At 45.8% G+C, this 14909-nt stretch carries 14 protein-coding genes; 8 read left to right on the top strand and 6 right to left on the bottom strand.

Annotation, left to right across the window (positions count from 1 at the left end):
- Positions 1-105 precede the first annotated feature (105 nt).
- Complete coding sequence (locus M2470_RS15550) at positions 106-966, top strand: GNAT family N-acetyltransferase (protein ID WP_280745868.1); 861 nt, start codon at positions 106-108, stop codon at positions 964-966.
- A 626-nt stretch (positions 967-1592) separates the two neighbouring features.
- On the opposite strand, the gene M2470_RS15545 is transcribed toward M2470_RS15550, so the two are convergent.
- Both M2470_RS15545 and M2470_RS15540 read right to left on the bottom strand, forming a co-directional pair.
- Positions 1593-3668 (bottom strand): VapE domain-containing protein, encoded by a 2076-nt coding sequence (locus M2470_RS15545; RefSeq protein WP_280745869.1) that lies wholly within the window; start codon positions 3666-3668, stop codon positions 1593-1595.
- A gap of 130 nt (positions 3669-3798) precedes the next feature.
- Positions 3799-4035, bottom strand: coding sequence for a DUF4248 domain-containing protein (locus M2470_RS15540; RefSeq protein ID WP_280745870.1), 237 nt, complete (start codon positions 4033-4035; stop codon positions 3799-3801).
- Positions 4036-4289: 254 nt separating this feature from the next.
- On the opposite strand from M2470_RS15540, the gene M2470_RS15535 reads away from it, so the two are divergent.
- The 6 genes from M2470_RS15535 (at position 4290) to M2470_RS15510 (ending at position 9296) form a co-directional block, all read left to right on the top strand.
- Positions 4290-4721 carry an HU family DNA-binding protein gene (locus M2470_RS15535; protein ID WP_280745871.1) on the top strand — a complete coding sequence of 144 codons (432 nt, stop codon included), beginning with the start codon at positions 4290-4292 and terminating at the stop codon, positions 4719-4721.
- Positions 4721-5212: a glucosaminidase domain-containing protein gene (locus M2470_RS15530; RefSeq protein WP_280745872.1), complete on the top strand. Its 492-nt coding sequence runs from the start codon at positions 4721-4723 to the stop codon at positions 5210-5212. Before M2470_RS15535 ends, M2470_RS15530 begins: the two co-directional genes overlap by 1 nt.
- 194 nt (positions 5213-5406) lie before the next feature.
- Positions 5407-5793, top strand: a complete 387-nt coding sequence (locus M2470_RS15525) for a VOC family protein (RefSeq protein ID WP_280745873.1) — start codon at positions 5407-5409, stop codon at positions 5791-5793.
- A 20-nt stretch (positions 5794-5813) separates the two neighbouring features.
- A complete protein-coding gene (gene hflX / locus M2470_RS15520; RefSeq protein ID WP_280745874.1) occupies positions 5814-7028 on the top strand; it encodes a GTPase HflX in 1215 nt (404 codons plus the stop codon).
- Between the two features lie 13 nt (positions 7029-7041).
- Positions 7042-9030 carry a DUF4954 family protein gene (locus M2470_RS15515; protein ID WP_280745875.1) on the top strand — a complete coding sequence of 663 codons (1989 nt, stop codon included), beginning with the start codon at positions 7042-7044 and terminating at the stop codon, positions 9028-9030.
- Positions 9031-9032: 2 nt separating this feature from the next.
- Complete coding sequence (locus tag M2470_RS15510) at positions 9033-9296, top strand: tetratricopeptide repeat protein (protein ID WP_280745876.1); 264 nt, start codon at positions 9033-9035, stop codon at positions 9294-9296.
- Here the strand turns inward: M2470_RS15510 and dprA are convergent.
- From dprA to M2470_RS15490, 4 genes are all read right to left on the bottom strand, one after another.
- Positions 9293-10402 (bottom strand): DNA-processing protein DprA, encoded by a 1110-nt coding sequence (gene dprA, locus M2470_RS15505; RefSeq protein WP_280745877.1) that lies wholly within the window; start codon positions 10400-10402, stop codon positions 9293-9295. The genes M2470_RS15510 and dprA overlap by 4 nt on opposite strands.
- Before the next feature lie 7 nt (positions 10403-10409).
- Entirely contained in the window at positions 10410-10814 is a 405-nt protein-coding gene (locus M2470_RS15500) for an acyl-CoA thioesterase (RefSeq protein ID WP_280745878.1), read from the bottom strand.
- A complete protein-coding gene (locus M2470_RS15495; RefSeq protein ID WP_280745879.1) occupies positions 10811-12052 on the bottom strand; it encodes a peptidase U32 family protein in 1242 nt (413 codons plus the stop codon). The genes M2470_RS15500 and M2470_RS15495 overlap by 4 nt, the downstream gene beginning before the upstream one ends.
- A 128-nt stretch (positions 12053-12180) precedes the next feature.
- Positions 12181-13860 carry a putative transporter gene (locus M2470_RS15490; RefSeq protein ID WP_280745880.1) on the bottom strand — a complete coding sequence of 560 codons (1680 nt, stop codon included), beginning with the start codon at positions 13858-13860 and terminating at the stop codon, positions 12181-12183.
- Between the two features lie 212 nt (positions 13861-14072).
- Between M2470_RS15490 and M2470_RS15485 the strand changes: the two genes are divergently transcribed.
- A complete protein-coding gene (locus M2470_RS15485; RefSeq protein ID WP_280745881.1) occupies positions 14073-14900 on the top strand; it encodes a 1-acyl-sn-glycerol-3-phosphate acyltransferase in 828 nt (275 codons plus the stop codon).
- Positions 14901-14909 lie beyond the last annotated feature (9 nt).

The raw sequence follows: 14909 nt of genomic DNA, 5'->3' as shown, positions 1-14909 counted from the left end.
AAAATTGACCGAGACAAGTCAAATTATAACACAGTTAGCAATGATCAGAATTTTTATAAACAGAATAAAATGAAATTTCCTAACAGTTACTAAGAAACGAGATTTATGAATAATATAGTGATACGAGAAATCAGAAACTCCGAAATTGATAAAATGGGAGATATGCTATATGAAGCAATCTATCAGCCGGATGAGAATAATCTGATATCAAGAGATGTCTTGGAAATACCTGAAGTCAATGCCTATATAAAAGATTTTGGGAGTGGGAAAGATGATTATTGTCTGATTGCAGATTCTAATGGAGAAATTGCTGGTGCTGTTTGGGTAAGAGTTATATCCGGCAATATAAAAGGCTATGGTTATATTGATGATTATACGCCAGAGTTTGCCATTTCTCTCTTTAAGGAATATCGGAATCAAGGTCTTGGAACCCAATTAATGATTGCTATGATAGAGCATTTACAAAAAAATGGCTACAAGCAAACCTCTATAAATGTAAAAAAAGAGAATTATGCCGTAAAACTCTATAAGAAAGTCGGATTTGAAATTGTTAGCGAAGACAATGAGGATTATCTGATGCTGCTGAAATTGGATTCAAGTACTCCGAAAAAAATAGCCCTGCAATTCAATAACTGTATAACTTATGCCGATATAGAGGGATTATCAGCATTGATGACGGAAGATCATGTATTTATTGATACTGAAAATAATCGAATTGAAGGGAAGGAGAACAATATTGTTCAGGCATGGAAGCCATTTTTTACTCTTTATACCGGTTATCGGAATATATTTGAAAATATTGTAGTAAGAGGCTCTACTGTTATTATGCAAGGTTATTCGATTTGTTCTGATGAAATACTTAATAATGTTCGTGCCATCTGGGTTGCAGGAATTATAAACAATAAGGTTGGTTCATGGCATATATATCCTGACACAAAAGAAAATAGGAAAATACTTAACTTGTAATCCTTTATATCTGAACATAAAGATATATTCCTAAAAGGCAGTATTTAGGTAGCAAATCTTTCGCTTAACTACTCTATACTCTTCCACTTTACCTATCAGAAGAATATGGCGAAATAACATTGAATGTGCCTAATCATCAAGTACTTGCTGTATTCTTCCAAATTCTGCCTATCTTTGCGAGATTTTTGTTATATTTGCTTTGTAGCCTTTTGTGGCCTGATTCTATCTGGTTTTACTATAGAGATTTAGAGAGTGCTTTTTATTAATAAAAAATAGATGATATGAGTAATTATTCTAAACTTAACAAGTCTGTCACGGGGATGCTGGGTGTTGCTATTATTGCTGTTATAATAACGATAGCTCTTATAGTAATGTATTAAGTTGCGCAGAAAACATTCGTTTTCGGGCTAAAATCGCTTGTGTGCGGGTGGAAATGGGGTGTTTGCTGTTGAGATTGGGGTGTGGGGGATGCGATCACTGCGCTCAGTGCGATCACTATTTTCAAACTTTTCTATTTTTATGTTCCTCGTTCCTCATTTTGGCGTTTATTATGAGGAACGAGGAACATGTTTTTTTAGAAAGTTTTAAAAACATGATCGCAGTGATCGCAGTGATCGCAAGGCCTCTTATGAGCTGAATCCTATAACTCCCTGTGTTCCTTGTGTATGGGGTGGTTTTGAGTTGCTTTTTTGTTCTTCTTCTATGACGTCTTCGGTGAGCACGACTACCTCAAAAATGCGTCCCTTACGTGCCTGAGAGTACCGAAAACCGTGCTTCTTGAGGGTTGTTGAGATAGTCATTGTGCCTCGTTTTGTGATTTGCATGCTGCTTTTGAGGCACATGTGACGCAGAATTTCGCTTGCTGTGAGGAACATCTTTTTCTCGTCTTTTTGCTCGGGTTTGCGGATGTATGTGAACAGGAGTTCTTCTTCGGGGGTGCGGATACGGAAGTCTTCGTTGTTACTGTTAATTTCTTGAATTTCAGGTTCTGATAGCCAGTATTGGAAGCCTGATTTCAGCAGGGTGACGGCTTGCGAATAGACGTTTTGGTAGTCTACGGGTGCCATGTAATCGATCTTCAGGGCTTCGAAGCAGAGGAACCGACGGGAACCGGTGAGGTCTTCAAATACCTGCTCGTCATTTACCGATCCGGCGCATGATGCCCGACGGATGAGTGTTTCGGGATTGCGTCCGTAGGGCAGGCGTTCGCGTACTACGCCTTTGGTGATGAGTTCCTTTAGCTTATTCATCTCGCGGGTGGAGAGGCTGCCTAGTTCGTCGAAGTTGACGAAGATACATTCCGACAGGGTGATCAGGGAGTCTTTAGAGTAGGGGTTGAGTGCGCCAGAATAGCGGTATTCTTTTAGTTCAGGGGGGATGAGGTGTGTACACCAGGAGGTTTTACCTTTCCCTTGTTCGCTTTTCAGTATCAATACGGTATGGTTCTCTTTGTCTTCCTGTGTGGCGCAGGCTACCATGGCTACCAGCCATTTGCGGAAGCATCTGTGCCATAGGTCTTGCTTGGTAGTTGTTACGGTATCTGCCAGGTGGGCGATATGGTCTGTTTGGCCGTCCCATTTGGGTAGGGAGTTGAAGTAGGTTACAAAGGGGTCGTATGTAGTGCAGAAGTCGGAGTATAATACGGCATTTAGTTCGTGTTGCTTGCATTTGATGCCTTTCTTCACCAGCTCGCGCCAGATGCTGTTTTCTGCCCTGTCGTTCATGCTTTTGTGGGTTTGGTTCGAACTTTTCCTTTTATATTCTACGCGGTGTGTTACTATGTTGTAGCGTAGTTTGTAGCGTTCTTCCAGGTGCTGCTCGATGCGTTCCAGGATGGATATGCTTTTGTCTTCTGCTTGTTCTGTTTGCAGGGCATGTTCTCCTTTGTGCCTGTAGGCGCTGTGGATGGCTCCGAGGCGTTCGTCGTCGGACAGTTCGGGGAACTGTTGCTGGCTGTAGGCGATGACTTCGTGGGCGGGGAGGCCTAGGCGGTTGCAGTTGTTGGCGAAGTGGAAGAGGTAGTTGTTGCGGTTGCCTTCTTCGTACTTCATCCTGCGGGTTGTTTGTTTGCGGGCGATGGATAGCTTTTTGTTTATGGGCGGGAGGCTGTCCATCAGGGGTAGCTCGCTGAGGCAGGCATCGGTTTCTCCGCGTAGGAAAGCTGCGTGCAGAGGGTTGATGTAGAGCTCGGGGTCGTAGGATACGAAGCACAGGCGGCCGATGTCTTTCCCCGAAGGGTCTACCTGTATATCCAGCAGTTCTTCGTAGTATTGCTGTACGACCTGGAAGGTTTTCCGGTGATTCTCGGGCTCTACGGGGTGACTTACATGGGGCAGGACGCCTATTTTGAGTCCTTTCCCTCCGGGACTACGAAAACAAAAGAGCGTATGGGGGATGGCGATGGCCTTTTCTTTGACCTCCTTCAGCTTGTTGGCTTCCAGCTTGTCTATGTCGAGTATCAGCACTCCATTGTAATGGATGATGCCAGTGTCTACTCTTCGCGCGCTGTAGGTAGCCGACAGGGTAAAGGCGGGAAGGCTTTTCTTTATTGCCTCTGCCGATGCTTGCTCTCCTTTTTTCATAGCTTTTTGCAGGTTTGTAACGGGGTCGGCATAGCGACCATTTTTGATATCCGAAAGGATATCCATCACCGGCGAGCTACCCTCATTCCGGTGAAATTTGGTAAAAAAGTTTACTTTCATATTTAATAATTAGGAAGAATGGAACACGCAGCACGCAGTACGGGAAGTTATACACCCCCTGCCTCCCTCTTAAGAGGGGAAGGCGTGCTGCGTTCTGCGTGTTCCGTTCTGCAATTTGTGTTGCAAATAGTCAAGGTTCTCCGAGATGTTTAACAATGCAGGCTACTTGTTTGGGTGTAAAGCAGCGTTGTTTGTGGACATATCCGTTTTGCTTTAGCTCTTCGTTTAGCAAAGGGTGATAGGAGATCCATCGCCATAATTGGCGGACGGCTGCCTGAGATGTTAAATTGGGAACATAAAGCTTTGCTAAATCCGATACATAATATGCATGTATCTCGAATAACGGTTCTGGTAGACTACTATTCATCTGGCGTTTATAATCATTTTTTACACTGCAAAAATACGAAATAAAGCGTTAATACTAAAACAATTAGATGTTAAATACTGCTTAATTATGCTAAAGCGGCAGTAAACGTCTTTTTCTGTACAAAAACGTACGAAAAGGACACCATCAACCGTAAACTGCCAATGCCCTTTTGCCCCATCGTACCTTTGTGAAACGAAAGAGCGAAAGAGTCGCTAATTATTAATCATGAATCGTTAAACGCTAAAAATTGAATTATGGCATTAAAGTACAAATTGGTTTTGAGAAAGAACATGTCGCCCAAGGCGCCGAATGGTCAGAAATTGTTTTATGCACAAACACGTGCTACAAGGGTATGTAACTTTGAAGAGATCTGCGACGAGGTAGCGGATACGTCTACGCTTTCCAGTGGCGACCTGAAACTGGGGGTAGACCGTATCACTAGCCAACTGGTAAAGAGCCTGAAAAAAGGCGAAGTAGTGCATATGGGCGAACTGGGCAACTTTCAGCTCCTGGTACGCAGTACCGGCAGTGAAAAGGAGGGTGAATTTACCCAGGCCAACCTGCGCCGTGCCCGCCTGATCTTCCGCCCCGGTGCCAAACTACGCTACCTGATGGAAACCGTAGCCAGCGAACGCTACATCCCCGAAACAAAAGAGGTAGAATGCACCAGAACCCATCTGGATTAATGGAAAAGCATGTTTTTGTAAAGAAGTTCCTGCCGCTTGCTCAACAGGTGAGTGATATGTATGGTATCCATCCGGTGGCCGTATTGGCACAATGTGCCGTAGAGTCGGGTTGGGGCGAGAGTGCCCTGGCTGTCCGCCACCACAATTATTTCGGTATCACCGGCTATGGATGTACCAACGCCTACTGGCAAGGACGGAAAAGCGAAGCTTCGCGTAGCGGACTGGTATTCCGCAGTTATGATGCCCCTCTGAACAGCTTTCTCGACTTCGGACGCCTGATCGCGTCGGCTTATAAAGCGGCAGCTGCCGTAAGCCACCTATACGACGCCTATGCACACGAGATAGCCTACAGCCCCTACATCAGCGAGCAGAATGGCGACAACCGTTCGTCTTACAAACGAATGATCAGCCGCATCTGCCACTCCTTAGACACGATTATTAACGCTAAAAACACAAACAATGAAAGCAGAGAAAGCCCGCAAGATTGTTGAGTTCATCATCTCCCTCCTGTCCTTCCTGGTAGGACGCAAACAGAAAAAACGAGATGACAACTAACCCCCGTGAACGTAGAGACAAGGCACCGCCGCCTTGTCTCTTTTGTCTATTTGTCGGAAAATGTACGGATCTTCTTTGCATCTTCATCTGATAAATGTATTTTTACCGGATACTTAAGAACAGGTACAGAATGAAGATAGAACACTTGGCTATTTGGGCGGATGATATAGAGTTGCTTCGTGAATTTTATATGAAGTATTTTGATGTTAGTTGCAACGATAAGTACACAAATACGAAAAGAGGCTTTTCGTCTTACTTTTTATCTTTCGGAGAAGATAAAAGCCGTATAGAACTGATGCATATCGGAGATCTGCAGGAACCACTAAAGCGCGGACAGATGAAAGGCTTGGCTCATATTGCTATTTCAGTAGGAGGCAAAGAGGCAGTAGATGCCCTTACGGAAACATTTCGCAAGGATGGATACACCGTAGCCAGTGAACCGCGAACCAGTGGAGACGGTTATTATGAAAGTGCGATTCTCGACCCGGAAGGAAATTATGTGGAAATTGTCTCGTAAAAAATCATTACTTTTGCCCCATGAAAGAATTTATAATCTCTGAGGCTCAAACGGAAAGGGCAGTGTTGGTGGGGTTGATTACTCCGGGGCAGAATGAACAAAAGGCAAAAGAATACCTGGACGAACTGGCATTTCTGGCAGATACAGCCGGAGCCGAACCGAAGAAGACCTTTTTCCAACGCCTGGATTATCCGCATCCGGTAACCTTTGTAGGCACCGGCAAACTGCAGGAGATCAAAGAATATGTCATCGAAAATGAGATAGGTTTGGTGATCTTTGACGATGAACTATCGTCTAAGCAGCTTCGGAATATAGAAAAAGAACTACAGGTAAAGATACTGGATCGTACCAACCTGATCCTGGATATATTCGCACGAAGGGCACAAACCGCTCATGCGAAGACACAGGTGGAACTGGCCCAGTACAAATATATGCTACCCCGACTGACCCGCTTATGGACCCACCTGGAGCGGCAACGCGGAGGTATCGGTATGCGTGGCCCCGGTGAAACACAGATAGAAACCGACCGCCGTATCATCCTGGATAAGATCTCCAGACTGAAACAAGAGCTGGTAGACATAGACAAACAAAAGAGCGTACAGCGCAAAAACAGAGGCAAGATGGTACGCGTAGCTTTGGTAGGCTATACCAACGTAGGGAAATCTACCCTGATGAACCTGCTGAGCAAAAGCGAGGTATTTGCCGAAAACAAGCTGTTTGCCACTCTCGACACCACCGTGAGGAAGGTGATCATAGAGAATCTGCCCTTCCTGCTATCGGACACCGTAGGCTTTATCCGCAAACTCCCGACAGAGCTGGTAGAGTCGTTTAAGTCTACACTAGACGAAGTACGCGAAGCCGACCTGCTGGTGCATGTGGTAGATATATCCCATCCCGGCTTTGAAGAGCAAATAGAGGTGGTAAACAAAACCTTGTCTGAGATAGACAAGACAGAGAAGCCAATGATTATGGTGTTCAATAAGATCGACGCCTTTACATTCGTCCCGAAAGAGGAAGATGACCTGACACCTCGCACCCGTGAGAACATCGACCTGGAAGAGCTGAAGCGGACATGGATGGCAAAAATGGGCGAGAATTGTATCTTTATCTCGGCCAAGGAACGGGCCAATATCGAGGCGTTGAAAAACTTGTTGTACGAACGGGTGAAGGATATACACATTACCCGTTTCCCGTACAATGATTTCTTATTTCAACAGTACGACGATGGGGAATGATTAAATATAAAGAATGAAAAAACGAAGAAACCTTACGCCGGACGAGATTGCAATATTGGAGTCTCAGTCTTGTTATTGTGAAAATTGGGAACAAGTAGAAGTACCGGAAGTGTTCGATATAGCGTATGTGCATCACACCCGTTTCTCGGGGAATGTGAAGTTGGGCGCTTTTGAGAAAGCCTTTGAACTGCCCGGCGGCTTAAAGAAACACAGCGGCCTGCGGCACGTAACACTCCACAACTGTACGCTAGAAGATAATGTGTTGATAGAGAATGTGCAGAACTACATCGCCAACTACCATATCGGCGAAGATTGCTTTATCCAGAACATCAATATCCTGCTGACGGAAGGAGAAACCTCTTTCGGAAACAATATCTCTGTAGCCGTATTGAACGAAATGGGCGGACGTGAAGTGCCGATCTATAACGAGCTGTCGGCTTCGCTGGCCTATGTGATTGCGCTATACCGCCACCGTCCGGAGTTGATCAAGCGCTTGCAGGATATGATCTCTGCCTATACTCAACAAATCAGCAGCCGATACGGCACGATAGGAAAGCGGGTAAGGATTACCAATACCGGTACGATCCGCAATGTGAAGATTGGCAATCACGCCACTATAGAGAACTGTGCCCGCCTGGAGAACGGCTCTATTAACAGTACGGAGGAAGCCCCCGTCCTGATGGGTGATAGTGTGATTGCGCAAGACTTTATTGTTTCTTCCGGAGCAATAGTGGCTGATGCGGCGAAGATTATCCGTTGTTTTATCGGCCAGGCTTGCCATGTAACGCATAACTTCTCGGCGCATGACTCTTTGCTGTTCTCCAACTGTGCTTTCGAGAACGGAGAAGCCTGTGCCATCTTTGCCGGTCCGTTTACCGTCTCCATGCACAAAAGCAGCCTGTTGATTGCCGGTATGTTCTCCTTTCTGAATGCAGGGAGCGGCTCCAACCAAAGCAATCATATGTACAAACTGGGTCCTATCCACCAGGGGATCGTAGAAAGAGGCTCGAAGACCACCAGTGACTCCTATATCCTGTGGCCGGCACGTATAGGCGCCTTCTCGTTGGTAATGGGACGGCATCATCATCACAGCGATACCTCGGATATCCCTTTCTCGTATCTGATCGAAAACAACGACGAAACTCACCTTGTCCCCGGTGCCAACCTACGCAGCGTAGGAACCATCCGCGACGCACAAAAGTGGCCGAAGCGTGACAACCGAAAAGACAGTGTAAAGCTGGATAAAATCAACTACAACCTATTGAGCCCTTATACCATCCAGAAGATGCTGAAGGCTGTAGACATCCTGAAAAACCTCCAGCTACTGGCCGGAGAGACGTCTGAGATCTACTACTACCAGAATACCCGCATCAAAGGAACGTCCTTGTGCAAAGGCTTGAAGCTATACGATGTGGCAATCAATAAATTCCTGGGGAATTCACTCATCCAACGTCTGAAAGGGACAACCTTTGATTCTATCGAAGAAGTAAGACAGCGATTGCTCCCCACAGAGCCGGAAGGCTCCGGAGAGTGGCTGGACTTATCCGGCCTGATCTTGCCGAAAGATTCCCTGGATAAGCTACTCTGCAAGATAGAGAGTGGAGAAGTGAACAAACTATCAGCCATCGAATCCTTCTTTGAAGAGGAATATAAGAACTATTACTCGATGGAATGGACCTGGGCATACGAACATATCGAGTCGTATTATGACATTTCCCTGCAATCGGTAACAGCAGAGAAACTGATCGAACTGGTACGGAAATGGCAGGCAGCAGTTATCGGACTGGACGAAATGCTGTACGAAGACGCCCGCAAGGAGTTCTCGCTAACGTCCATGACGAGCTTCGGCGTAGACGGCTCCCGCAAAGAAAAGAAACGAGACTTCATCGGCGTAAGAGGCGATTTCGAAAACAACCCCTTCGTCACTGCCGTCAAAGAACACATCACCACCAAAAGAGCCTTAGGTGACGAACTAATCTCCCGGCTCGAAAAGTTATTATAACAATGGATAACATCAAACAACTAATATACGAAGGGAAGCTGGAGGAGGCAATCCGGCAGTTGGATGCTTATATAGCAGAGCATCCGGAGGCTGACGAAGCCTGGTATCTGCGGGGAAATGCTTACCGTAAGACGGAGGATTTCCAGCAGGCGCTGAATAGTTACCTGAAGGCCATGGAGATAAATCCCGATAGCCCGGCTGCCGACGCGTATCAGATACTTACAAAGATACTGGACTATCGGAACAAGGAAGTCTATAACCCCTAAGCCAGCCTGTAGCGGTTGCCGGGGATTGTTTTGACAATACCGTCCATTTCCAACTCGAAAAGGAGAGGAGAGAGCTTAAAAACGGGTAATCCGAGCTCGGCTGATAGTTCGTTGATATGAAGTTCCGTTTTCTCCTTCAGTAGATTGTATATCCGGTTTATCTCTTCATTTTCGTGAAAGAACAGCTTGGCTTGTACGGGAGGCCCTATTTTCTTCTCTTGGACATCCCAGCTTAAGGCCTCAATCAAATCATTGGCGCAAGTAATAAGCCCGGCTTTGTTTTGCCGGATGATGCGGTTACAACCTTCCGAAAGCGCATCAGTTGTCCTGCCGGGAAAGGCAAAGACATCTCTTCCATAAGAAAAGGCGATATCAGCTGTAATAAGCGAACCTCCTCTGTTGGCTGACTCTATGATGATCGTGGTGTCGGCTAATCCGGCGATGATACGGTTTCGTTTGATGAAGTTCGGCTTGTCGGGGTTGGTGCCGCTGGGGAAGTCCGTCAGAAGACCTCCCTGTTCCAACATCTCAACAGCCGTAGAGCGGTGGGACGGAGGGTACAAGCGATCTAATCCATGCGCCAGGACGCCAACTGTCGGCAGTTGGTTCTTTAAGGCGCTTCGGTGGCCGATAATGTCAATGCCGTAAGCCAATCCGCTAACGATAAGTAAATCGGGAAAAATGACGGACAGGTCGGAAATCAGCTTTTCTGTTAGTTCCCTTCCGTAGTTGCTGGCTTTCCTTGTCCCCACTATGCTGATGATCCGTTTGGCATTCAGATCAGCCTTTCCTTTAAAGTACAGGACTAAAGGAGCATCTGTGCATTCACGCAATCGGACGGGATAGTCTTTGTCTGTCAGGAAGAAACAACTCAGCTTATTCTTTTCGATAAAGGCAATCTCCTTTTCCGCCCGCTTCAGGGCATCCGACTGACTTATCTCGTTGGCAAGTGCCTGGCCTATGCCGGGAATCTTTTCTAATATCCTGGGCTTTTCCGTGAAGACAGCTTCCGCGCTTCCTACGGCTTGTAGTAATTGCCTGCCCAGGATATCTCCTATCCCGTTTATCATAGTCAGGCCGATTTGGTAAAGGTTTTGGTTTGTCATACGTTGTTTATTTTTTCAGTCCTTTTATTAATTCGTCGAAGTATTCGCCCCTCGTTAGCTTCCCGTCTTCCACTACCACGGTCTCTACCTTTCCTTTGGCGGCCAGTACCATGTCGGAGGCTCTGTAAATGTCTTGGTAGAAGACTAGCTTGGGGCCTTCTTTTGACAGGTTCAGGCAGGAGACGAAAGAATCTCCGCTACGCAGCGATGTTTTGTATTGGATGTCTACCCTTGACACAAAGGCGTCTACTCCTTTCTCGTGCATGACGCCGAAGTTTTCACCCAGTGATTCCAGAAACTCATGGCGCGTATGCTCCATGTAGTGTTGATAGTTGGAGTTGTTCACCACTCCCTGCAAATCACATTCGTAATCACGAACTTTTATCGTCAGTTTATAAATATATTCTTTCATTTTTCTTTTACTAGTTTGTACATCCGGTCTGAGGGACGGACTTTTTCTTTTACTTTGAAGGAAAAGCGTTCGCCACGGACGGTTTCTTCTACAGGCTTCAGGTCTACGCGGATCTCGTCTATGGTTTGCATGATGGCTCCGGTAGTCGGGCCGGTGATAAGGATCTCGTCGCCTACTTTCAGGTTTTGCGATTCCATTTCAAACTCGGCTACTCCCAGTCCGCTGAAGTATTTGATGCCTTTGGCTACGTACACCTTCTTTTTGGTGGCTCCTGAGCCGTATTTGCTGCTCCATTCGCCTAATCGCTGCCCCAGGTAATAACCATCCCAGAAGCCCCGGTTGAATACGGAGCGGAGGCGTTCGTCCCAGTCGGCTATCTTTTCTTCGGTATAGCTTCCTTCGCAATAGGCTTTTACCGCTTCCTTATAGCATTCGGTTACGATGCGCACATATTCGGGGCCGCGAGCCCTTCCTTCTATTTTAAAGACACGTACACCCGCATCCATCATCTTGTTCATAAAATGAATGGTCTTCAAGTCCTTGGGCGACATGATGTATTGATTGTCGATATCCAGCTCGATGTTGCTTTCCTTGTCTTTTACGGTGTATCCCCGGCGGCAGATTTGCATACAGGCTCCCCGGTTGGCAGAATGGTTCATCTCGTGCAGGCTCAGATAGCATTTGCCCGATACCGCCATGCACAAAGCGCCGTGACTGAACATCTCGATGCGGATCAGTTCCCCCTTAGGGCCTTTGATCTGTTCATGTTCAATCTGTTGGTAGATATGTTTTACCTGTTCCAAGTTTAGCTCCCTTGCCAGTACTACTACGTCGGCAAAACGGGCGTAGAATTTCAAGGCTTCGGCATTGGTGATATTTAACTGGGTAGAAAGATGCACTTCCTGACCGATACGATTGGCATAATCCATCGCCGCTACGTCTGCCGCAATGATTGCCGATATATCCGCCTCTTTGGCAGCATCGATAATCTTGCACATCAGCGAGATATCATCGTCGTAAATAATTGTATTCACTGTAAGATAACTCTTTACCTGATGCTCCTTGCAGATAGAAGCAATCTTGTGCAAATCTTCAATAGTAAAGTTGTTGGATGAGCGAGACCGCATATTCAATCCCTCGATACCGAAGTAAATCGAATCAGCCCCCCCTTGTATAGCGGCCATCAGCGATTCGTACGAACCAGCCGGCGCCATGATTTCAAAATCTTTTTCGTTCAAAATAATAATCACTTTAGAATGAACGGCAAAGATACGCATTTTTACGAAATGCCTAACGAGCTATTTTATTTTGCTGACGTCTCGCTTTAAATTACTAATGTCTTGAGATTTGTCTATAACGACCTTTTTCAGGCGTAGAAAATCAAGATCATCAGTTGGGCAACCAATACACGCAGGAACATGGTGATAGGGTAGACCGTGGCATAACCTACAGCCGGAGAATCATTCCCTGCCGTGGCATTGGCATAAGCCAGTGCAGGAGGGTCGGTGGTACTACCTGCCAGTAATCCCATCAATGTAAAGTAATTGATCTTGAAAAAGTAGCGCCCTATAAAACCAATGAGCAACAAGGGTATAATGGTGATCAGGAATCCGTAACCAATCCAGGCGACACCTCCTTTGTTTACGATGGTATCGATAAATCCTTCTCCGGCACTAAGTCCTACACAGGCCAGGAAGATGGTGATACCTACTTCGCGCAGCATCAGGTTGGCGCTTTGAGTGGTATAGGTGATCAACTTATAATGATAGCCAAAGCGGCTGATCAGGATAGCCACGATCAGCGGACCTCCGGCAAGCCCCAGTTTGACAGGTTGCGGTATGCCCGGGAAGGCGATAGGAATACTTCCCAGAATGATCCCCAAGGCAATTCCCAGGAAGATGGTAATGAGGTTTGGCTCGTTCAGTCGCTTCAATGAATTACCCAGCATTTCCTCTGCTTTGGCTACGGCAGGCTCACTACCTACTACCGTGAGGCGGTCGCCTATCTGAAGGGTGAGTCCAGGAGCTGCCACTAGATCAACGCCCGAACGGTTTAGCCGGGTGATATTAACAGCCAATAGTCGGCGCAGTTGCAGGTCTATCAAGCGCTTTCCGTTCAGTTCCGGTTTGGTAACGATGATTCGTTTGCTGATAAACTCTGAATCGGCAGGGATCCATTGCTTACGATCCATCTGTATTTCCAAGCCGATAAATGTTTTGATGGTCTCTGTGTCGTTATCGGTGGTGACAACAAATATCTTATCGTCTTCACGTAATACGGTGTCGGCGGTTGCAATCTCTATTTTGCTTGTTTCGTGATTCCAGTAACGGGAGATTACGAACTCGCGGTGTGCCAGTAAGGCAGACACTTGTCCGATTGTTTTATCGAAAATTGCCGGGTTTTTAACGATCAGGGAGATCGGAGTGGCACCGTGAACCTGTTTGCTTTCTTCCTCGGCAATCAGGTCGCTCTCCTTCTGCATATTCACCCGGAAGATGTAACGTATCAGAAGCATCGACAGGATAATTCCCACTACTCCCAGCGGATAAGCCACAGCATATCCCAACGCAATGGTAGGGTCTGTAGATCCCATCAAATCACTAAATGCCTGCTGAGCAGCCCCTAAACCAGGTGTATTGGTTACAGCGCCTGACATAATACCTACCATCGTAGCAATAGGAGTTCCGGTGATGTAATGTATACAAAGCATCGTGACAGCTCCCAGGAAGACAATTCCACAAGCCAGCAGATTCAACGTAATACCTCCTTTTTTGAAAGATGAGAAGAACCCCGGACCTACCTGCATCCCTACCGAGAAGACAAACAGTATCAGTCCAAATTCCTTAAAGAAATGAAGAATCTCTTCATTAATCCTAAACCCGAAATGCCCTAAAACAATCCCCACAAAGAGTACGAGAGTGACTCCTAACGATACTCCGAAAATTTTGATTTTACCAAGCTGGATGCCCAAGGCAATGGTTACAGACAGAATAAGTATTGCGTGGGCTATTCCATTTCCCCACAGCAGTTCATTAATCCAATTCATAGCTAATAAATAAAGTACCTAGTATAAATTCGGCACAAAGGTAATCAATTCTTCGAACTAATGACCAAATTTCATTTGAAGTGCAAGATTGTAAGTATACTGTAACGGTGTACATATTCGATAATATTATAGGCAAAATGTAAAAAACTGTTTACGAAGATTTGTCTTTTTGATTATATCTATATCTTTGTACTCCAAAGTTGTGCTGTGGAATGGCAAAAGAAGAACTGATTAAGTATGTTGATCTCAGGAAAGTATTCCAGGAGAAAGCTCCTTCTTTGTATAAGAAGTTGCCTGGTTTTCTTATCAACTATCTGATTCGTATAATTCATCAGGATGAAGTGAACTACATCCTTAATCATTATCACGACAAGGATGGAGTGGATTTTATGGTTGAGCTGATGGATTATTTCGATCTGACATTACGCACTACGGGAGAAGAAAACCTTCCGGAGAACGGACGTTATATTTTTGCTGCCAACCATCCGTTGGGAGGTTTGGACGGTATATGCCTGTCGGCTCTTCTGGGTCAGAAGTACGACAAGAAAGTCCGCTACCTGGTAAATGATATTCTGCTGTTTTTGCCTAATCTTCGTTCCATCTTTATTCCGGTCAACAAGCATGGCAAGCAGGCAAAGGAAACGGCTGTACTTACAGACGAAGCCTATGCCTCGGACAAACAGATTATCACCTTCCCGGCCGGACTTTGTTCGCGCAAAAGAAAGGGTGTGATTACCGATCTGGAATGGAAGAAATCGTTTGTGCAGAAAGCTGTAGAGTATCAGCGGGATGTTGTCCCGGTTTACTTTGAAGGAAGAAATTCTAATTTCTTCTATGGGCTGTCTAATCTGCGTACCGCTCTGGGTATAAAGGCAAATATTGAAATGCTTTACCTGTCGGACGAGCTCTTTAAAAGCAAACACTCAACCTATCATATCTATTATGGCAAGCCGATTCCCTGGCAAACGTTTGACCAGACAAAGAAACCGGCAGAATGGGCCAAATGGGTACGTGACATCGTTTATGGATTAAAGAATTAATTGAAAAAC

It is taken from the genome of Parabacteroides sp. PH5-46, assembly GCF_029892785.1.
Taxonomy (GTDB): Bacteria; Bacteroidota; Bacteroidia; order Bacteroidales; family Tannerellaceae; genus DFXE01.
Note: the sequence above shows the minus strand (reverse complement) of the source record. Positions and strands in the feature narration are given on the sequence as shown.